This window comes from Rothia sp. QJM3NY_36, from assembly GCF_056173115.1.
Window position 1 is genome coordinate 1,989,960 of record NZ_CM149658.1, and the last position, 19,530, is coordinate 2,009,489.

Consider the following 19,530-nt stretch of genomic DNA (forward strand, 5'->3'; position numbering starts at 1 on the left):
GATGAGCCAGCCCCTGGAGACCGTCGAGCCCGCTGCGGCGGCCGAGCTGGCGGTGGTCACCCGCAGCGGCTTCGTGGAGTCCCGGCACGTGGGCTCGGCCGTGGTGGTGGAGCCCGACGGCGCGGTCTCGCGCCGCCTGGGCGATCCCGACGCCCTGCTGTTCCCCCGCTCCACGCTCAAGCCCTTCCAGGCGATCGCGGCGATGAAGGCCGGTGCGCCGCTGGTCGGCGCGCAGGTGGCGATCGCGGCGGGGTCGCACACCGGCTCCCTGGAGCATATGCGCACCGCGGCGGGGATGCTCGCCGCGGCCGGGCTGTCCCCGGAGGATCTGCGCTGCCCGCCGGCCTGGCCGAAGGACGAGGACGCCCGGGACCGGCTGCGCGAGCGGGGCGAGGGGAAGCAGTCCCTGGCGATGAACTGCTCGGGCAAGCACGCGGCGTTCCTGTGGGCGTGCGCGGTGCAGGGCTGGGACACCGCCTCCTACCTGGACCCGGACCACCCGCTGCAGCGGCTGGTCCTGGAGACCGTGCAGGAGTTCACCGGGGACGCCCCGGCGCTGGTGGGGGTGGACGGGTGCGGGGCGCCGCTGCCGGCGATCACCCTGACCGGGCTGGCCCGCGGCTACGCCCGCCTGGGTGCCGCGATCCGCAACATCGGGGAGGACGCCCGCACCGCGACCCTGGCCACCGCGATGGTGGACTACCCGGAGATGGTCCAGGGCCACGGGGAGCCCAACACGGTGGTCATCGAGGGGCTGGACGTCATCGCGAAGCTCGGCGCCGAGGGGGTGCTGTGCGTGGCCACCCCGCAGGGGGCGGCGGCTGCCGTGAAGGTCCTGGACGGCTCCTCCCGCCCGGCCACCCTGACGGCCCTGACCCTGCTGGCCGGTGCCGGGCACCTGCCCGGGGCGGCGGTGGAGGCCGTGCTGGGGAAGATTCTGCATCCGATCACCGGCGGCGGTGAGCCCGTGGGCGCGATCCGCCTGGGTGCGGCCTTCGACGACGCCGAGCAGGGCTCAGGCGACGCCGACCAGGGCTTCGCGGATGCCGGCCAGGCCGCCGACGACGCGGGACAGGAGGCCTGATGGCGGCCCGGCGGATCTCGGACGAGACCGGGCTGGCGGCGGTGCGCGCCTGGGAGGCCGACCCGGAGGGGGCCGGGCGCTCCACGGTGGCCACGGCCGTGCGCTACGCCCTGGAGGAGCTGGCCCACCGCGCCCCGGGCAACTCGGTGGAGGTCCGGGTCCCGCCCTTCGGGGTCACCCAGGCCATCGAGGGTCCGCGGCACACCCGCGGGACCCCGCCCAACGTCGTGGAGATGCCGGCCCCGGTGTGGCTGGGTCTGGCCACCGGCTCCCTGACCTGGGGGCAGGCCCGCGCCGAGCACGCGGTGGACGCCTCCGGCAACCGCAGCGACCTCTCCGCCCTGCTGCCGCTGTTCGCGACCCGCACCGCCGCGCGGCGGGCCCGGAAAGGTACCCTGGGGTAGATGAGTCAGCACCCTTCCGCCCCCCGTTCCCCGCAGTCCTCCTCCCCCGCGGGCTCCCCGGACGCCGACGCCGCGAACGACGTCGAGACCGTCCGCCCCGCCGCGGATGATGAGGCGACCCCCGAGCGCGCGGGGGCCGAGCCGGTGGGGGCCTTCGAGGTGCGCCGGGCCCCGTCGGTGATCGCGTTCCTGCTGGTCGGGGTGGCCGTGGGGCTGGTCGTGGCCCTGTTCTCCACGCTGCTGGGCCCGGTGGACCAGGCCTACACCCTGGGCGCGATCTTCGGCATGATGGCCGTGATCTTCGGGACCGCCGGCGCCCTGGTGGGCGCGATCATCGGCCTGATCCTGGACCGGCGCTCCAAGAAGAGGGTGCGCCGCTACCGGGCGGTGCCCGTGGACGAGCACGGCCAGCCCCTGAACTGACATCCCCCCCTCCCGACGACCGGATCCGATCCACGCCCCTCCCCCGCGCGGGGAGGACCGACCCGAAGGACACCACATGGCAGACACCCAGCAGCCCGAGACCGGCCTGACCTACGCCGAGTCCGGCGTGGACGTCGAGGCCGGGGACCGCGCCGTCGACCTCATGAAGGAGGCCGTGAAGGCCACGCACGGGCCCGGGGTGGTCGGCGGGGTCGGCGGCTTCGCGGGGCTGTACGACCTCTCCGCGCTGCGCGGCTACCGCAAGCCCTACCTGGCGACCTCCACGGACGGGGTGGGCACCAAGGTCGCGATCGCCCAGACCCTGGAGATCCACGACACCATCGGCTGGGACCTGGTGGGCATGGTCGTGGACGACATCGTGGTGGTCGGCGCGAAGCCGCTGTACATGACCGACTACATCGCCTGCGGGAAGGTGGTCCCGGAGCGGATCGCCGGGATCGTGCGCGGGATCGCCGCGGCCTGCTCCGCGGCGGACACGGCCCTGGTGGGCGGGGAGACCGCCGAGCACCCGGGGCTGCTGGGCCCGCAGGAGTACGACGTCGCCGGGGCCGCCACCGGCATCGTGGAGGCCGACGAGCTGCTCGGCCCGGACCGGGTGCGGGCCGGCGACGTGCTGATCGGGATGGCCTCCTCCGGGCTGCACTCCAACGGGTACTCGCTGGTGCGCAAGGTCGTGAACGTGGCCGGGTGGTCCCTGGACCGGGAGGTCTCCGAGTTCGGCCGCACCCTCGGCGAGGAGCTGTTGGAGCCCACCCGGGTCTACGCCGCGGACGTGCTGGATCTCGCCCGCACCTTCCCCGTGCTGGGGGAGGACGGCGGGCTGGGCACCGGGGTGCGGGCCTTCAGCCACGTGACCGGCGGCGGGCTGGCCGCGAACCTGGCGCGCGTGCTGCCGCAGGGTCTGGAGGCCCGGGTGGACCGCGGCAGCTGGCGGGTCCCGCCGATCTTCCGGGTCATCGGGCAGCTGGGCAAGGTCCCGCAGGCGGACCTGGAGCGTACCCTGAACCTGGGCGTGGGCATGGTGGCCGTGGTGGACCCGTCCGTCGCGGATCAGGCGGTGGCGCACCTGGGCGAGCGCGGCGTGGACGCCTGGGTCATGGGCACCGTGGAGCAGGGCGAGGCTCCCACCGCGGCGGACCTGGAGGACCCGGACTATGTGCAGGGCGCGAAGGGCGTGGACGGCGGCGCGGTGCGCCTGCTCGGCGAATACGCGTAAGCCCATCGATCCGGCACCTGCCGACGCGCAGCGTGCCGAACCCGCGAACGACGCGCGAGGGCCCCGGAACCTGCTCGGTTCCAGGGCCCTCGCGCTGCCGATGCGGCTGCGGGGTGTGACGTCCGTGCTGCCGGGGACGTCGCCCGCTGGCCGGGGGTGACGGGCGCTCAGCCGCGCTCGTCGTACTCCTCGGCGTACGGATCCTCGTAGTCGGCGAACTCCTCGCGCGCGCCGCCGGAGCGGTCCGCGGATCGGTCGGACTTCTTGGCACCGGTCAGCTCCCGCTCCAGCGCCGTGTAGTCGGTCTGCGGGGAGTAGTACTTCATCTCCCGCGCCTGCCTGGTTGCCTTAGCCTTCTGACGGCCGCGCCCCATGGCGTGACCCCCTCTTATCGCTCACTCCGGGCGCAGCCGCGCTGAGCGCACACTGCGACCCCGGATCCCTGTCAGTTCTGTCGTGATCCCAGGGTACATGGTTTGTCCAGCCCGTGCCCACGCGCGACGAGGCGCCGCGGCTCACAGCTGCAGGGCGTCCAGGATCTCGCCGAAGGCCTCCCCCACCCGGGTGCGCCACAGGATGTCCGCCCGGGCATCGGCCCGCCCCGGTCCGCCGTTGATCACCGCCAGCGGCAGACCGCGGGCCAGCCCGTCCAGGACGGGACGGTACCCGCTCATCACCGCCAGGGAGGACCCGGCCACCAGCAGCGCCCGGGCCTCCCGGACCATCTGGCGCGCCCGCGCCTTGCGCTCGGGCGGCACGGACTCGCCGAAGTACACGACGTCGGGCTTCAGCCGCACGGAGCCGCACACCGGGCACCCGACCATCCGGAAGCCCGCGATCTGCTGCTCGGACAGCTCCACGTCCCCGTCAGGGTTCACCGCGCGCGGATCCAGCCGGATCCGCTCCAGGTACCCCGGGTTCGCCGCCGCCAGGCGCTCATCCAGCGCCCGACGGTCCTCGCGGTGCCCGCAGTCCAGGCAGGCCACCGCATCCAGCCCGCCGTGCAGCTGGAGCACGGTCCGGGAGCCTGCGGCTCGATGCAGCCCGTCCACATTCTGGGTGATGATCCCGCTGAGCATGCCCGCCCGCTCCAGCTCCACCAGGGCGTGGTGCACGGGATTCGGTCGGGCCCGATCCATGATCCGCCAGCCCACGAAGGAGCGGGCCCAGTACCGGTGGGAGGCGTCGGGATCGTGCAGGAACTCCTGGTACGTCATCGGCCGGTGCCGCCGCAGCGAGCCGCGCGGTCCCCGGTAGTCCGGGATCCCGGAGTCGGTGGAGACCCCCGCCCCGGTGAGCACCAGCACCCCGCCGGCCCGCAGCAGCCCGACGATCCCGGCCAGCGCGGCCGCGGGTTCGGTGGGGCAGGCCGTCTCCTCGACCACGCGGGCGATCGAGCGCAGGGCGGCCCGGTGGGCGGCCCCCGCGGCGGCGGGGAAGGAGGAGGTCACGGGCCCAGCCTACGCAGACCGGCCGCACCGCGACGTCGGGACCCGGCGTCATCTGGGCCACGCAACGCAACGAATGGGCGGATATCTCGCGGATCACTACAGTCGGGGACAACCCGATCACCGTCCCGGAAAGGCCCCACCGTGCCCCTGCACAGCCCGCGCCTGGCGCCCCTGCGCCGTCGCCTGCCCGATCTGCCGACCCTGCGGGACTACCTGCACCTGCAGAAGCCCACCCTGGACCGCCGGGCCGCGCGCCTGGCCAAGGCCGCGGACCTGTGGGACCTGCGGCGCATCGCCAAGCGTCGCACCCCCACCGGGCCCTTCGACTACGTCGACGGCGCCGCGGAGCGGGAGATCTCCCTGGGCCGTGCCCGGCAGGTCTACGACGAGCTGGCCTTCCGCCCGCAGGTGCTGCGCGACGTCGGCTCCGTGACCCCGCAGACCACCGTGGCCGGCGCGGCGAGCGCGATGCCGCTGGTCATCGCCCCGACCGGCTTCACCCGGATGATGCACAGCGAGGGCGAGACCGCCGGGGTGCGGGCCGCCCACGCCGCGGGCATCCCCTTCACCCTGTCCACCATGGGCACCGCGACCATCGAGGAGGTGGCCGAGGCCGGGCCCGACGGGCGCCGCTGGTTCCAGCTGTACCTGGCCGGACAGGACCGCGGGATCGCCGAGGACCTCGTGGCCCGGGCCCACGCCGCCGGGTACGACACGCTGATGGTCACCGTGGACACCCCCGTGACCGGGGCCCGGCACCGGGACACCCGCAACGGCATGACCTTCCCGCCGCAGCTGACCGCCAAGACGTTCCTGGATGCGGCCTGGCGCCCGGAGTGGTGGATCAACTTCCTGACCACCGAGCCCCTGGGCTTCACGAACTTCGGCTCCGGGTCCCAGTCCATCCAGGCGATCGGGTCCCTGTTCGACCCCACCCTGGCCTTCCGGGACCTGGCCTGGCTGCGCGAGCAGTGGCCCGGGACCCTGCTGATCAAGGGCGTGCAGACCCCCGAGGACGCCGAGCAGTCCGTGGCCGCCGGGGCCGACGGCGTCGTGCTGTCCAACCACGGCGGGCGCCAGCTGGACCGGGCGCCGGTGCCGCTGCTGACCCTGCCGGAGGTGCGCCGTCGGCTGGGGCCGGAGCCGACCGTGCTGGTGGACACCGGGATCATGTCCGGGGCCGACGTCGTCGCGGCGGTGGCCCTGGGCGCGGATGCGGCGATGATCGGGCGGGCCTACCTGTACGGGCTGATGGCCGGCGGCGGGGAGGGCGTGGCCCGGGCCCTGGAGATCTTCCGCTCCGAGATGGTGCGCACGATGCAGCTGATGGGCGTGGCCCGGATGGCGGAGCTGACCCCGGAGATGGTGGCCCTGGATTGGAGGAGCGCGTGAGCCGCGTCGTCGGAGGAGGGCCCGCGCCCGGGGCGGGGGCGGACGTGAGCGCTGGCGGTGGCACTGGAGCGGGCGTCGAGCAGGTGGGACGAACGGGGCTGCGCCCCGGGGCCGGGCGGGCGCTGATCGCGTCCATGATCGGCACGCTCGTGGAGTGGTACGACTACGCGCTGTACGGGGCGGCGGCGTCCCTGGTCATCGGCCCGCTGTTCTTCGGGGGCCTGGAGGGCGGGCAGGCGGTGGCGGCCTTCGCGACCTTCGCGGTGGGCTTCGTCGCCCGGCCGCTGGGCGGAGTGCTCATCGCGCACCTCGGGGACCGGCGCGGACGCAAGCCGGCGATGCTGCTGACCATCCTCATCATGGGGGTCTCCACGGTGGGGATCGGGCTGCTGCCCACCCACCAGAGCCTCGGAGTGTGGGCGGTGGTGCTGCTGATCCTGCTGCGCTTCACCCAGGGGCTGGGAGCCGGGGCCGAGCTGACCGGGGCGCTGACCCTCGTCGCGGAGTACACCCCGCCGGCCCGACGCGGCTTCTGGACCTCCCTGGTGCTCTCGATGCCGGCCGCGGGCTCGGCGATCGCGATCCTGAGCTTCCTGGCCGTGGCCGGGCTGGGGCAGGAGGCGTTCCTCGGGTGGGGCTGGCGGCTGCCGTTCCTGGTCTCGGTGGTGCTGTTCGCCCTGGCCATCTGGATCCGCACCCGCCTGGAGGAGTCCCCCGAGTACCGGGCGGCGATGGCCGCTCAGCGGCAGCGCCGCGAAGCCCGACGCACCCCGCTGGGCGAGGTGCTGCGCACGGACTGGAAGGGCGTGGTGCTGGGCTTCATGGCCGTGACCGGACACAACGCCAACAACTACATCATCTCCATCGTCTCCATCACCGTCATGACCACCTACGGCGGACTGGAACGCCAGCAGGCGCTGACGGCGGTGCTGCTGGCCTCGATCCTGGGGGTCCTGCTCTCCCCGGTGGCGGGTCTGGCCGCGGACCGGTTCAGCGCGGCGAAGGTCATGGGCTTCGGGGCGGTGGCCGGCGCGCTGTTCGCCGTGCCGCTGTTCCTGGGCCTGACCTCGGGCAGCTGGGCGGCGAGCCTGGGCGTGCTGTGCGTGTCCTACGGCGTGGTGCTCTCCTGCACCTCGGGCCCGCAGGGCGCGTTCGTGGCGAACCTGTTCCCCACCGAGACCCGCTTCACCGGCACCGCCCTGGCCCGGGAGACCAGCGGGGCGCTGGTCGCGGGCTTCACCCCGATGATCGTGGCCTGGCTGCTGCAGACCGCGGACGGCGCCGTCGGCCCGGCCGCCGGGTATATGGGCGTGTGCTTCGCGGTGACCGTGGCCGCCATGGTCCTGGCCCGCGGCCGCGGCAACAACCCGGCGACGCCGGGGGCGTAGGGCCGGCGGGCGTCCCGGGGCCGGCATGTCCGGGGATTCCCGGGCACGTCCGGCCCTCGGGTGCACCGAGACGGCGCTCCCGTTCCCATTCCCCCGCCCACCTGCGCCGAGGCGGCGCTTTCGTTCCCAAGAATCCGATTTCTGGGAACGAAAGCGCCGTCTCGGTGGGAGGTGGGTACGAGAACGCCGTCTCGCGGGGCCTCCGGGGGTCAGGCGCGCTCGGAGGTGACCGTCAGGCCGTCCTCGGCGACGTCCGGGTTCACGTCCACCCGCACGGTGTCCCCGTCCCAGATCTGCCCGGCGAGGATGCCCTTGGCCAGGCGGTCCCCGACCTCCTTCTGCACCAGGCGGCGCAGGGGGCGGGCACCGAAGGCCGGGTCGTAGCCGGTCAGGCCCAGCCACTCCTTGGCCGCGGGGGTGACGTCCAGGGTCAGGCGCCGCTGCTGCAGGCGCTGAGCCATCGCCTCGATCATCAGCTCCACGATCCGCCCCAGATCCTCGGTGGTCAGCGGGTCGAACATGATGATGTCGTCCAGCCGGTTGAGGAACTCGGGCTTGAAGGAGGCGTTGACCACGTTCATCACGGCCTCGCGCTTCTTCTGCTCCTCCTGGGTCTGATCCACCAGGAACTGCGAGCCCAGGTTGGAGGTCATGATCAGAATGACGTTGCGGAAGTCCACGGTCCGCCCCTGCCCGTCGGTCAGGCGGCCGTCGTCCAGGACCTGCAGGAGGATGTCGAAGACGTCCGGGTGAGCCTTCTCCACCTCATCCAGCAGCACCACGGAGTAGGGCCGACGCCGCACGGCCTCGGTCAGCTGTCCGCCCTCGTCGTAGCCGACGTACCCGGGAGGGGCGCCGACCAGCCGGGAGACGGTGTGCTTCTCGCCGTACTCGGACATGTCGATGCGGATCATCGCGTGCTCGTCGTCGAACTGGAACTCCGCGAGGGACTTGGCCAGCTCGGTCTTCCCGACGCCGGTGGGGCCCAGGAACAGGAAGGAGCCGATGGGCCGATCCGGGTCCGAGACCCCCGCGCGGGAGCGGCGCACGGCGTCGGCCACGGCCTGCACCGCGCGGTGCTGGCCGATCAGGCGCTTGCCGAGTTCGGCCTCCATGTGCAGCAGCTTCTCGTTCTCGCCCTGCAGCATCTTCCCGGCGGGGATCCCCGTCCAGGCGGAGATGACGTCCGCGATCTCATCGGCGGTGACCTCCTCGGAGACCATGGTGTCCTCGGCCTCGGTCTGCTCCTCAGCCCGCTGGGCCTCCTCCAGCTCCCGCTGCTTGGCGGGGATCTCCCCGTAGAGCAGTCGTGAAGCCTCCCCGAGGTTGCCCTCGCGCTGGGCGACCTCGGCCGCCGAGCGCAGCTCGTCCACCTGCTTCTTGATCTCCCCGACGCGGTTCAGCCCGGCCTTCTCCGCCTCCCAGCGGGCGTTCAGGGCGTCCAGCTCCTCGCGCCGGTCGGCCAGTTCCTGCTGCAGGGTGGCCAGCCGGTCCTGGGAGGCGGCGTCGGTCTCATTCTTCAGGGCCAGCTCCTCCATGGTCATCCGGTCCACCTGGCGGCGCAGCGCGTCGATCTCCTCCGGGGCGGAGTCGATCTCCATGCGCAGGCGCGAGGCGGCCTCGTCCACGAGGTCGATGGCCTTGTCCGGCAGCTGGCGACCCTGGATGTAGCGGTGGGAGAGGTTGGCTGCGGCCACCAGTGCGGAGTCGGCGATCTGCACCTTGTGGTGCGCCTCGTAGCGCTCCTTCAGTCCGCGCAGGATCGCGACGGTGTCCTCCACGGAGGGCTCGCCGACGTAGACCTGCTGGAAGCGGCGCTCCAGGGCGGCGTCCTTCTCGATGTTCTCGCGGTACTCGTTCAGGGTGGTCGCCCCGATCATCCGCAGCTCGCCGCGGGCCAGCATGGGCTTGAGCATGTTGCCCGCGTCCATGGACCCGTCGGAGCCGCCGCCGGCCCCGACGAGGGTGTGCAGCTCGTCGATGAAGGTGATGACCTGCCCCTCGGACTTCTTGATCTCGTCCAGCACGGCCTTGAGCCGCTCCTCGAACTCGCCGCGGTACTTGGCGCCGGCGACCATCGAGCCGAGGTCCAGGCTGATGAGGGTCTTGCCGCGCAGGGTCTCCGGGACGTCCCCGGAGACGATGCGCTGGGCCAGGCCCTCCACCACGGAGGTCTTGCCGACGCCGGGTTCGCCGATCAGCACCGGGTTGTTCTTGGTGCGCCGGGAGAGCACCTGGATGACGCGGCGGATCTCCGCGTCCCGGCCGATGACCGGGTCCAGCTTGCCCTCGCGGGCGACGGCGGTCAGGTCCGTGCCGTACTTCTCCAGGGACTGGAAGGTGCCCTCCGGATCGGGGGTGTCCACGGTGCGTCCTCCTCTGACGTCGGGGATGGTCTGTTCGATGGCCGCGGCCCCCGCCCCGGCCCGGGACAGGGCCGCGGCGGCCGGGTCCTCCGAGCCCAGCCGGGCGATGCCCAGCAGCAGCACCTCGGTGGAGACGAACTGGTCCCCGAGCTGCTGCGCGGCCTGCTGCGCGCCCTGCACGACGCGCAGGGACTGGCGGGAGAACTGGGCCTGGCCCACCGAGGACCCGGAGGCGGCGGGCAGGGCCTTGATCGCGGCCGAGGCCCGCTCGGACAGGGCGTCCACGTCCACCTCGAGGGACTTCAGGACGGCCACAGCCACGGACTGGCGCTGGTCCAGCAGGGCCTTGAGCAGGTGCGCGGGTTCGATCTGCGGGTTGCCCGCGGTCTGCGCGTTCATGTTCGCGGCGTTGAGAGCCTCTTGGCTCTGGGTGGTGAATCGGGTGTCCATGGCGGCTCCTCACGGTGGTTACAGGGCGAGGGGCGGGCCGCTACGCCCGCCGATCTGCCCACGTCTGTATCAACTACCTTGAGTCTACTCCGCTCAACTTGAGGGGGCAAGGGGTTCCGCAGGAGTTTTCCACAGGTTCTTCCGCACGATGGCGGGGATCGGGCGGCGCCCGGAAGCCGACGGGGCCGACGGAACGGCCCCGCAGATCGGCCCGGCCGTTCAGTCCAGCCGGCCGCCGTCGTACCCGGCGGCGTCGAGGATCTCGTCCTCCGTGGCCGGGCGCCCGTCGGCCGCGCGGCACCCGCGCCGATCCTGGGCGATCGCCAGCCCCAGGGTCGCGAAGGCCGCGACGAAGGTCAGGATGCCGAAGGTGTTGCCGAAGCCGGCGGAGAGCCCGACGACGTCCGGGCCCAGCACCGCCGAGGCCGCCGAGACCACCCGCCCCTCCACCCGGTCCGGGACGAGGAAGCCGAAGATCAGCGCCAGGACCCATGTGCACACCAGCGCGCCGGCGATCGCCGGGGTCGTGGCCCCGCCCGGGCGGCGTCGGGCATCGCGCAGCAGGCGCCAGCAGGCCAGGCCCAGCACCGCCAGGTACACCGGCAGGACGGTCACCGCGAAGACGCCGACGAGCAGCCCGCCCGCCCCGAACAGGGCGCGTCCGGCCGTGATCCACAGCCCCGTCAGCACGGCCATCGGCAGGGCCGCGCCGGTGCACAGGCGCACCGCGGCCGAGGGGGCGGCGGTGCGAACGGGAGGGGTCATCGGGGAGGTGCTGCTCACGGAAAGCCAGTCTAGGACGCGCCCCGCCCGACCGCGGGGAGCCGGGCCCGCGATCCGGGCGCCGGCCGATACGCTGGGACCATGACCGATCAGCGCCGCTCCGTCTCCGACTCCCCCGCTCCCAGCACCGCCCTGCCCGAGGCCGTCCTGTTCGACCACGATGGCACCCTCGTGGACACCGAGCCCGTCTGGGCCCGCACCAAGGAGGAGGTGGCCGCGGAGTTCGACGCCGTGTGGACCGAGCAGGACACCCTGGCCTGCTTGGGCCAGCCGATGTCCATGACGGTGGATCGGCTGCGAGAGCTGGGGGTGCGGCTCTCCCCCGAGGAGATCGTGCGCCGTCTGGCCGTCACCGGCCAGCAGGTGGTGGCGCAGGAGGGCATCGGCTTCCTGCCGGGGATCGAGCCGCTGCTGCGCGAGGTCGCCGACGCCGGGATCCCGGCGGCCATCGTCACCAACGCCACCACGGAGATCGCCCGGGTCACCGCCTCCCGCGCCCCGGAGGGTCTGTTCCGCACGGTGATCGGGGATGAGGATGTGCAGCGACCCAAGCCGGATCCGCAGCCGTACCTGCTGGCCGCCGAGCGGCTCGGCGTGGACATCACCCGCTGCGTCGTCGTGGAGGACTCCCCCTCCGGGGTGGCCGCGGCTCACGCGGCGGGCGCGCGCGTCGTCGTCGTGCCGGGGATGCAGCCGGTGCCCGACGGCGCGGGGGACGCCCGAGCGGAGCACGAGCAGCTGAGCCTGGCGATGCTGCGCTCGGTGTTCGCCTGAGGCGATCGACGGCACCTCCGCAGGTCCTTGACCCGCCCGCGCTATTTTGATTGACTCATAACAACGCAGTTATGAGTCACTCATAACAACGTCCGCGGGCCCATCGCATCACACACACCGCATCACACACCGGGGCCCGCGCACACAGGAAGGAACGCCATGTCTGAGAAGAACGCCCCGTACACCGTCCCCGGCCTGTCCGTGGACGGCGGCCACCAGATCGCCGAGATCCTGCAGCCGCGCCTGCACGCCCTGAACGACCTGCAGCTGACCCTCAAGCACGCCCACTGGAACGTGGTCGGGCGCAACTTCATCGGCGTGCACGAGATGCTGGACCCGCAGATCGAGCTGGTGCGCGGCTACGCCGACGAGCTCGCCGAGCGCATGTCCGCCCTCGGGGTGGCCCCCAACGGGCTGCCCGGGGACCTGGTCCAGACCCGCGACTGGGAGGACTACAAGCTGGGGCGCGCCTCGGCCATGGATCACCTGCGCGCGCTGGACGAGGTCTACACCGGCCTGATCGAGGACCACCGCGCCGCGATCGCCAAGGTCGGGGACGTGGATCCCATCACCGAGGACATCCTCATCCAGCAGACCGGCGAGCTGGAGAAGTTCCAGTGGTTCATGCGCGCCCACCTGGAGGACGCCGACGGCCAGCTGAGCTGACCCCGCCTCCCGGCTCCACGACGAGGGCCCCGGCTTCCCGCCGCACCGGCATTTCGCTGGTGGCGAGAATCCGGGGCCTTCGCGTCTCCCGGTAACACGACCGACACCTGCCCGACGCCCCCCGAGGGTTAGGGTGGAGCAGGACGATCGGTCCCCCGGAGCCCGCTCCGACCCGACCGAACACCACCGGATCTCCACGAAAGGATCACCTATGGCCTTCCACCTCGCCAACGCCGCCCTGCGCGCCGTGCCCGGCGCCTTCATCCTCAACTCCGGCCTCGGCAAGCTCAACCTCGACGAGGACACCGCCAAGACCCTCCAGGGCATGGCCGTCAACGGCGTCCCCGCCCTCGGCAGCCTGAGCCCCCAGACCTTCGGCAAGGTCCTGGCCGGCTCCGAGATCGCCGTCGGCGCCGCCCTGCTGACCCCCATCGTCCCGCGCCGCCTGGCCGGGCTGGCCCTCGGCGCCTTCTCCGCCGGACTGCTCGCGATGTACTTCAACACCGACGAGATGACCGAGGAGGACGGCATCCGCCCCTCCCAGGCCGGCACCGCCGTCGCCAAGGACTCCTGGCTCGCCGCCATCGCCGCGGCCCTGATCCTGCAGTCCAAGAGCGACAAGAAGAAGGCGAAGAAGGCCGCCAAGAAGGCTGCGAAGAGCAGCAAGAAGTAGCGCACCGCGCTTCGGCTTTCCCGCATGACGACGACGCCCGCCCACCAGCCCCGGTGAGCGGGCGTCCGCGTCTTCCGGTGACCGCCTGACGCGCGAGCGCGGGAACGAGGAGACATGGACACCCTGCAGACCATCCTGGACCGGGCCGACGCGATCGTGTGGGGGCCGTGGCTGATCCTGCCGCTGCTGCTGCTCACCGGCCTGTTCCTCACCGTGCGCCTGGGCGGGCTGCAGTTCCGCCTGTTCGGCAAGGCCATGTCCCTGGCCTTCGGGCGCCGCTCCCGACAGCCGGGCCAGAAGGGCGAGATCTCCTCCTACCAGGCGATGGCCACCGCCCTCGGAGCCACCGTGGGCACCGGCAACATCGTGGGCGTGGCCCTGTCCATCCACCTCGGCGGGCCCGGGGCCCTGTTCTGGATGTGGATCACCGCACTGATCGGCATGGCCTCCAAGTACGCCGAGTGCTTCCTCGGGGTGCGCTTCCGCACCCGGGACAAGAACGGGGAGCTGACCGGCGGGCCCCAGGTGTACCTGGTGCGCGGCATCCCCAACCGCTTCGGCTGGTTCCTCTCCGTGGCCTTCGCCGCCTGCGCCGTCGTCGCGACCTTCGGCGTCGGCAACACCACCCAGTCCAACGCCATCGCCTCCAACATGGAGTCCACCTTCCACGTGGCCCCGACGATCACCGCCGTCGTCATCGGGGTGCTGACCCTGGGGGCGCTGGTGGGCGGCATCAAGTCCATCTCCAAGGTCACCGTGTTCTGCGTGCCGCTGATGATCGCGCTGTACGTGGGCGGCGGACTGTACATCCTCGCCGTGAACTGGGCCGGCATCCCGCACGCGCTGGCGCTGATCTTCGGCAACGCCTTCACCCCCTCCGGGGCGGCCGGCGGGGCCGCGGGCTCCCTGCTGATGACCATGCAGATCGGCGTGGCCCGCTCCCTGTTCTCCAACGAATCCGGGATGGGCACCGCCTCCATCCCCTCCTCCATCGCCCAGACCGCCCACCCCGTGCGCCAGGGCCTGGTGTCCATGACCCAGACCTTCATCGACACCCTCGTGGTCATCTCCATCACCGGGCTGCTGGTCATCACCACCGGCGTGTGGGAGAACGGCGAACCGGCCACCATGACCTCCACCGCCTTCGCCACGGGGCTGCCCGGCAGCTGGGGCGGGATCATCGTCACCATCTGCCTGATCCTGCTCGGCTACTCCACGGTGCTGGGCTGGGCGTACTACGGCGAGCGCTGCATCGAGCGCCTGGGCGGCGGGCACCGGGGCATCCTGATCTACCGGATCGTGTTCGCGGTGGCCTGCGGCTTGGGCGCCGTCGCCCCGCTGACGATGGTGTGGACCTTCTCCGACGTGATCAACGGGATCATGGCCATCCCCAACCTCATCGGGCTGCTGATCCTCTCCGGGCTGGTGGTGCGCGAGACCCGGCGGTACCTGCGCCACGATCCTCACTTCACGGCCACCGCCGAGCAGATCGACGCGTTCATGGGCGAGCACCCGGGCAGCCTGGACGCCCAGATCGACCACCAGGTGGACCTCACCCGGCCGCACCCGGTGCTGGAGCACCCGGACACCACCCGGATGCGGGTGCTGCGCGAGGAGGAGGTGCGCCGAGCCGCCGCCGTGCGCGACGCCGCCGGGCGGCCCTCCGCCTGAGGCACCGGGTACGATGACGGGTTGGACCGCCACCACCCGAAGGGAAGAGCCCATGTCCGAGGACGTCCCCCAGCAGTTCCACCGTCAGCCGTACTCCTTCGTGCGCCGGGGGGACCGGCTGACCGCTCGGCGCCAGAAGGCCTGGGACGAGTTCTCCCCGACCCACGTGCTGGACGTCCCGCGGCTGGTCACCGACACCTCGGTGGCCCCCGAGGCTCGCTTCGACCAGGCCGAGGTCTTCGGCCGAGAAGGGGCGCCGTTGGTGGTGGAGGTGGGCTCCGGGCTCGGTGAGGCCATCGTGCACGCGGCCTCCGAGCACCCGGAGAACGACTATCTGGCGGTGGAGGTCTACACCCCCGGCATCGCCGACCTGCTGATGAAGATGGGCCAGGCCGGTGTGCAGAACGTGCGGGTGGTGCAGGCCAACGCCCCGGAGGTGCTGGAGAACCTGCTGGAGCCGGCCAGCGTGGACGAGCTGTGGGTGTTCTTCCCGGACCCGTGGCACAAGACCCGCCACCACAAGCGCCGCCTGGTCTCCCCGGACTTCGCGCGGCTGGCCGCCCGGGTGATCCGGCCCGGCGGGCTGTGGCGCCTGGCCACGGACTGGGAGGAGTACGCCCTGGTGATGCGCGAGGTGCTGGAGGCCTCCGAGGACTTCCGCAACGAGCACCCGGGCCGCGGCGCCACCGAGGAGGACCCGACCGGCGGCTGGGCCCCCCGCTGGGAGGGCCGGATCCTCACCAGCTTCGAGCGCAAGGCCGGGGAGGCCGGACGCCACCCCTGGGACCTCACCTACCGCCGGGCCTGACCCCGGGCGGGGCGGCCAGGGTTCGGAGCTGGGATTTCGGAGCACCCGCGACCCGGCGCATTCGTACCCACTTTCCGCGTTTCCGGGAACGGGTGCGCCGTCTCGGCGGAGGGGCGGGAACGGGAGCGCCGAGTCGATGATGACGCAGCCGGGCAGTTCTCGACTACTGCTCGAAGGCCCTCTGGACAGGCTCGGAGGTCATGAAGATTTCCGGGGTGAGCCGCTGCGGCCCCCAGTCAGGGTCGATGCACCGACGCCAGTAGTCCAGGTGGATCCGGTCCAGCTCGTGTTCGGAGTCCTGCACCGGCGCTCCCCCAGGCAGCTGCACAGAGAACCAGGTGAGATGGAGCCGGCCCTCCTGCTCATCGCTGAGAATGGTCTCCACCTGCATCCGCTCCGGGATCATCGTCTCCCGGAACTGTGTGGGATGGTCCCGCAGGTACGCCACCCATTCCCGCGCCGCCGCCTCCTGGCCCGCGATCACGCGGAACCTCACCATCTCGACGACGGGCGTCGTCTCCTTCTCGGCCCCGAACTGACCGTTCTGCTCAGATTCACGGTCGCTCGCATCGCTGCTCACGTCTGCTCTCCTTCTCTTCATCCGCACACCGGCGCCCCGTCCCCCCGAGGCATCCCCTCCCGCGAGACGGCGCATCCGTTCCCACTTTCCGCGTTTTCGGGAACGAGAGCGCCGGGTCGACGCCGGACACCCCCCACCTGGCTTCAGCGGCGGTCCACCTGGGGGATGGACTGGGTCTCGTAGGTGTCGATCGCCCCGGGGTGGCCCTTCATGAACTCGTCCACCTCATCCTTGTCCGCCGTGACGGAGGGGTCGTTGCGCAGGTAGTGACGGGTCTCCCGGGCGATCAGACCGGAGAGGATCAGCAGGCCGATCAGGTTGGGGATGGCCATCAGGCCGTTGGCGATGTCCGCGAAGGTCCACACCAGCGACAGCGGGACGGTGCAGCCGACGTAGACGATCACGGAGAAGAGCACCCGGTAGGCCGGCACCCCGCGCCGCCCGAACAGCCGCTCGATGCACCGCTCGCCGTAGTAGGCCCAGCCGAGGATCGTGGAGTAGGCGAACAGCACCAGGCCGATCGTCACGATCCACCCGCCCCAGCTGCCCGGCAGCCCGGTGGAGAAGGCGCGGGAGGTCATGGTGCCGGCGGCGTCGGCCCCGGCGGTCCACTGCCCGGTGGTGATGATGACCAGCCCGGTGCAGGTGACCACGATGATCGTGTCGATGAAGGTCTGGGTCATGGACACCAGGCCCTGACGCACCGGGTGGGTGGTCTGCGCGGCCGCCGCGGCGATGGCCGCCGAGCCCATCCCGGACTCGTTGGAGAAGATGCCGCGGGCCACACCCATCTGCACCGCCAGGATGATGGTGGAGCCCAGGAACCCGCCGACGGCGGCGTGCCCGGTGAACGCGGACTCGAAGATCGTCGCGAAGGCCTCCGGGATCCCCCCGACGTTCACGCACAGGATGTAGATCGCCCCGACGACGTAGAAGACGATCATGATCGGCACCAGGTTGGAGGTGACCCGCCCGATGGACTTGATGCCGCCGACCAGCACCAGCAGGGTCAGCACGGCCAGCACCAGCCCGGTGATCCACTCCGGCACGTGGAAGGAGTCCACCATGTTCACGGAGATGGAGTTGCCCTGGGTGGTGTTCCCGATGCCGAAGGAGGCGATGATCGCGGCCACGCAGAAGAACAGGGCCAGGAACTTCCCGAAGCCGCCGCGGATGCCGCGCTGCAGGTAGTACTGCGGGCCGCCGGAGATCTCGCCCTTGGCGTCCGTGGTGCGGAAGCGCACCGCCAGGAAGGCCTCCGAGTACTTGGAGGCCATGCCGAAGATCGCGGTGATCCACATCCAGAACAGGGACCCGGGACCGCCGGTGCCGATCGCGGTGGCCACCCCGACGATGTTGCCGGTTCCCACGGTCGCGGCCATCGCGATGGTCAGCGCCTGGAACTGGGAGATGTCCCCGCCCTGGGCTCCCTCGTCCTTGCGGGTGAAGAAGGCCAGGCGCAGGGCCTGGAAGAGCTTGGTCAGCTGGATCCCGCCGAGGCGGATGGTCAGGTACAGGCCCGTGCCCAGCAGCAGCGGGATGAGGATGAACGGGCCCCAGAGGACCTTGTCGATGGCGGAGAGGACGGAGTCCAGGGTCTCGAGCATGCGGTGGCCCCCACGGATCGGTGCGGTTGAGAAGTGATGCGGATCATCATGCCACACCCGTGTTTCCGCCCGGAAAACCCGCCGACCCCCGCCCGCGGACCCGGCTCGCTCACCCCAGCACAGAGTCTCCCAGCAACAGCCTCACCCCCGGTACAGGGTCAGCGCCCGGCTCGTCGAGAAGCGCTCGGGGCGCTGCCCGCGGCCCAGCCGCACGACGTCGCCGCGCAGCCCGGCCGCGAACACCCGCCGGGGCTCCTGGATCCGATCCTGGCTCTCCTGCAGCTGCTCGGTCAGCTCCCGGACCCGGTGCTGCAGGGCCTGGACCTGGTTCTCCAGCTGGATGATCCGCCGGATCCCCTCCAGCGAGACCCCCTCGGAGGACAGCTGCTGGATCTGGCGTAGCTTCTCCACATCCCGCTGCGAATACCGCCGGGCCTTCCCGGGCAGCCGGGAGGGGGTGACCAGACCCAGCCGGTCGTACTGGCGCAGGGTCTGGGGGTGCATCTCGGCCAGCTCGGCGGCCACCGAGATCACGAACAGGGGCTGGTCCGCGTTGCCGAAGGCCATGGTCTACACCCCCGCTTCCCGCAGCAGATCCGCCCGCACATCCGGCTGGTGCGCCAGTTCCGTGAACCGGCGCAGCGCCTCGACGGCCTCCTCGGACAGCTCCGAGGGCACCTGGACCTGCGGGATCACGTACAGGTTGCCGGTGTGCTTCTTCGTCGTCACCCCGCGGCCCTTGACCCGCATCCGGGTGCCGGGCTCCTGACCGGCCTTCAGCCGCAGCTTCACGATCTTCCCGCCGGGGGCGGGGGCCGTGATCACCGCGCCCAGGGCGGCCTCCTCCACGGTCACCGGCACATGCACCGTGAGGTCATCGCCTTCCCGGGTGAACACCGGATCCGGGCGCACGTGCACGGTCACGATCAGGTCCGAGGACCCGCCGGGGCCGGTCTGGCCCTTGCCGCGCAGACGCACCTTCTGCCCGTCGCGCACCCCCTGCGGAATCCGCATGGTGACGCTGCGCCCGTCCTGCTGGCTCACCCGCAGCTGGGTGCCCTCCAGCGCCTCGGCGAAGTCGATGGTCACGCTGGTCTCGACGTCGGCCGGGGCCGGCTGGCGCGGCTGCCCGAAGGGGCTGGCCCCGCCGGCCCCGCCGAACAGGTCCGCGAACGGATCGCCGCCGCCGGTGCTGGTGTACTGCATCCGGGGTCCCCCAGCGCCGCCGAAGCCGCCCCGGGAGCGGCGTGCCCCGCCGCCGAACAGGTCGCCCAGCAGGTCCTCGAAGCCGGCCGAGCCTCCCGCCCCGGGGCCGCCGGCCCCGCCGGCGCCGGCGCTGAACCGGGCCCCGGAGCCCATCGCGCGGATCGCGTCGTACTGCTTGCGCTGCTCCGGGTCCGCCAGCACGGTGTGCGCCTCGGAGATCTCCTTGAACCGCCGCTCGGCGGCCTCATCCCCGGGGTTCTGGTCCGGGTGGTACTTCCGGGCCAGCTTCCGATACGCCTTCTTGATGTCCTCGTCACTGGCGTCCTTGGAGACGCCCAGCACCTTGTAGAAGTCCTTCTCCAGCCAGTTCTCGCTCGCCATCGACGCCTCCTTCCCACAGTCTCGCTGTGCTCGTTTCCGTCTGCTGATGTTCTGTTGTGCGCCCGGGCGGGGCGCGCCCGGGGCGGTTGCGCAGATGAGAAGCGACGCCGGGTCCGCACCCGCCGCGCCCGCCCATTTTCGGACGGGAACGACGGCGCGGGGACCCGGCGTCGCAACTGACCTCCG

19 protein-coding genes are annotated in these 19,530 nt (G+C 72.0%); 11 read left to right on the forward strand and 8 right to left on the reverse strand.

Going from position 1 to position 19,530, the window contains the following annotated elements; translation table 11 throughout:
• The first annotated feature begins 1 nt into the window (after position 1).
• The 4 genes from AC0VXQ_RS08840 (at position 2) to purM (ending at position 3,148) form a co-directional block, all read left to right on the forward strand.
• The gene (locus AC0VXQ_RS08840; RefSeq protein ID WP_260007986.1) at positions 2 to 1,084 is read left to right on the forward strand and encodes an asparaginase; all 1,083 of its coding nucleotides are present in this window, start codon (positions 2 to 4) and stop codon (positions 1,082 to 1,084) included.
• The gene (locus AC0VXQ_RS08845; RefSeq protein ID WP_058730665.1) at positions 1,084 to 1,488 is read left to right on the forward strand and encodes a sterol carrier family protein; all 405 of its coding nucleotides are present in this window, start codon (positions 1,084 to 1,086) and stop codon (positions 1,486 to 1,488) included. Before AC0VXQ_RS08840 ends, AC0VXQ_RS08845 begins: the two co-directional genes overlap by 1 nt.
• Positions 1,489 to 1,911, forward strand: a complete 423-nt coding sequence (locus tag AC0VXQ_RS08850) for a hypothetical protein (protein ID WP_196825906.1) — start codon at positions 1,489 to 1,491, stop codon at positions 1,909 to 1,911.
• A gap of 76 nt (positions 1,912 to 1,987) precedes the next feature.
• Positions 1,988 to 3,148 (forward strand): phosphoribosylformylglycinamidine cyclo-ligase, encoded by a 1,161-nt coding sequence (purM, locus tag AC0VXQ_RS08855; protein ID WP_196825907.1) that lies wholly within the window; start codon positions 1,988 to 1,990, stop codon positions 3,146 to 3,148.
• Between the two features lie 167 nt (positions 3,149 to 3,315).
• Here purM and AC0VXQ_RS08860 read toward each other — a convergent pair whose 3' ends face one another.
• Both AC0VXQ_RS08860 and AC0VXQ_RS08865 read right to left on the reverse strand, forming a co-directional pair.
• On the reverse strand, positions 3,316 to 3,522 hold the full coding sequence (locus AC0VXQ_RS08860) for a DUF3073 domain-containing protein (RefSeq protein ID WP_058730662.1): 207 nt from the start codon (positions 3,520 to 3,522) through the stop codon (positions 3,316 to 3,318).
• A 141-nt stretch (positions 3,523 to 3,663) separates the two neighbouring features.
• Positions 3,664 to 4,599 (reverse strand): Sir2 family NAD-dependent protein deacetylase, encoded by a 936-nt coding sequence (locus AC0VXQ_RS08865; protein WP_196825908.1) that lies wholly within the window; start codon positions 4,597 to 4,599, stop codon positions 3,664 to 3,666.
• A 141-nt stretch (positions 4,600 to 4,740) separates the two neighbouring features.
• On the opposite strand from AC0VXQ_RS08865, the gene AC0VXQ_RS08870 reads away from it, so the two are divergent.
• Together AC0VXQ_RS08870 and AC0VXQ_RS08875 are read left to right on the forward strand one after the other, a co-directional pair.
• Positions 4,741 to 5,991, forward strand: coding sequence for an alpha-hydroxy acid oxidase (locus AC0VXQ_RS08870; RefSeq protein WP_224799673.1), 1,251 nt, complete (start codon positions 4,741 to 4,743; stop codon positions 5,989 to 5,991).
• Positions 5,988 to 7,379, forward strand: a complete 1,392-nt coding sequence (locus AC0VXQ_RS08875; RefSeq protein WP_207483745.1) for an MFS transporter — start codon at positions 5,988 to 5,990, stop codon at positions 7,377 to 7,379. The genes AC0VXQ_RS08870 and AC0VXQ_RS08875 overlap by 4 nt, the downstream gene beginning before the upstream one ends.
• Before the next feature lie 209 nt (positions 7,380 to 7,588).
• Here the strand turns inward: AC0VXQ_RS08875 and clpB are convergent, their stop codons facing one another.
• Positions 7,589 to 10,195 (reverse strand): ATP-dependent chaperone ClpB, encoded by a 2,607-nt coding sequence (gene clpB, locus AC0VXQ_RS08880; protein ID WP_475528428.1) that lies wholly within the window; start codon positions 10,193 to 10,195, stop codon positions 7,589 to 7,591.
• A 219-nt stretch (positions 10,196 to 10,414) separates the two neighbouring features.
• Entirely contained in the window at positions 10,415 to 10,978 is a 564-nt protein-coding gene (locus AC0VXQ_RS08885) for a hypothetical protein (protein ID WP_133566257.1), read from the reverse strand.
• A gap of 81 nt (positions 10,979 to 11,059) precedes the next feature.
• Between AC0VXQ_RS08885 and AC0VXQ_RS08890 the strand changes: the two genes are divergently transcribed.
• From AC0VXQ_RS08890 to trmB, 5 genes are all read left to right on the forward strand, one after another.
• Entirely contained in the window at positions 11,060 to 11,752 is a 693-nt protein-coding gene (locus AC0VXQ_RS08890) for an HAD family hydrolase (protein WP_475528431.1), read from the forward strand.
• A gap of 159 nt (positions 11,753 to 11,911) precedes the next feature.
• On the forward strand, positions 11,912 to 12,418 hold the full coding sequence (locus AC0VXQ_RS08895) for a Dps family protein (protein ID WP_475528433.1): 507 nt from the start codon (positions 11,912 to 11,914) through the stop codon (positions 12,416 to 12,418).
• A gap of 211 nt (positions 12,419 to 12,629) precedes the next feature.
• Complete coding sequence (locus tag AC0VXQ_RS08900; RefSeq protein ID WP_058730656.1) at positions 12,630 to 13,091, forward strand: hypothetical protein; 462 nt, start codon at positions 12,630 to 12,632, stop codon at positions 13,089 to 13,091.
• Between the two features lie 114 nt (positions 13,092 to 13,205).
• Positions 13,206 to 14,762: an alanine/glycine:cation symporter family protein gene (locus AC0VXQ_RS08905; RefSeq protein WP_224799671.1), complete on the forward strand. Its 1,557-nt coding sequence runs from the start codon at positions 13,206 to 13,208 to the stop codon at positions 14,760 to 14,762.
• Between the two features lie 52 nt (positions 14,763 to 14,814).
• Entirely contained in the window at positions 14,815 to 15,570 is a 756-nt protein-coding gene (gene trmB, locus AC0VXQ_RS08910) for a tRNA (guanosine(46)-N7)-methyltransferase TrmB (RefSeq protein WP_224799670.1), read from the forward strand.
• Between the two features lie 163 nt (positions 15,571 to 15,733).
• Here the strand turns inward: trmB and AC0VXQ_RS08915 are convergent, their stop codons facing one another.
• The 4 genes from AC0VXQ_RS08915 to AC0VXQ_RS08930 form a co-directional block, all read right to left on the reverse strand.
• A complete protein-coding gene (locus AC0VXQ_RS08915) occupies positions 15,734 to 16,150 on the reverse strand; it encodes a DUF6176 family protein (RefSeq protein ID WP_224799669.1) in 417 nt (138 codons plus the stop codon).
• A gap of 143 nt (positions 16,151 to 16,293) precedes the next feature.
• On the reverse strand, positions 16,294 to 17,757 hold the full coding sequence (locus tag AC0VXQ_RS08920) for an alanine/glycine:cation symporter family protein (RefSeq protein WP_404435122.1): 1,464 nt from the start codon (positions 17,755 to 17,757) through the stop codon (positions 16,294 to 16,296).
• 141 nt (positions 17,758 to 17,898) lie between these two features.
• Positions 17,899 to 18,324 carry a heat shock protein transcriptional repressor HspR gene (locus tag AC0VXQ_RS08925; RefSeq protein WP_100464158.1) on the reverse strand — a complete coding sequence of 142 codons (426 nt, stop codon included), beginning with the start codon at positions 18,322 to 18,324 and terminating at the stop codon, positions 17,899 to 17,901.
• A 3-nt stretch (positions 18,325 to 18,327) separates the two neighbouring features.
• Complete coding sequence (locus AC0VXQ_RS08930) at positions 18,328 to 19,344, reverse strand: DnaJ C-terminal domain-containing protein (RefSeq protein ID WP_058730652.1); 1,017 nt, start codon at positions 19,342 to 19,344, stop codon at positions 18,328 to 18,330.
• Positions 19,345 to 19,530: the final 186 nt, after the last annotated feature.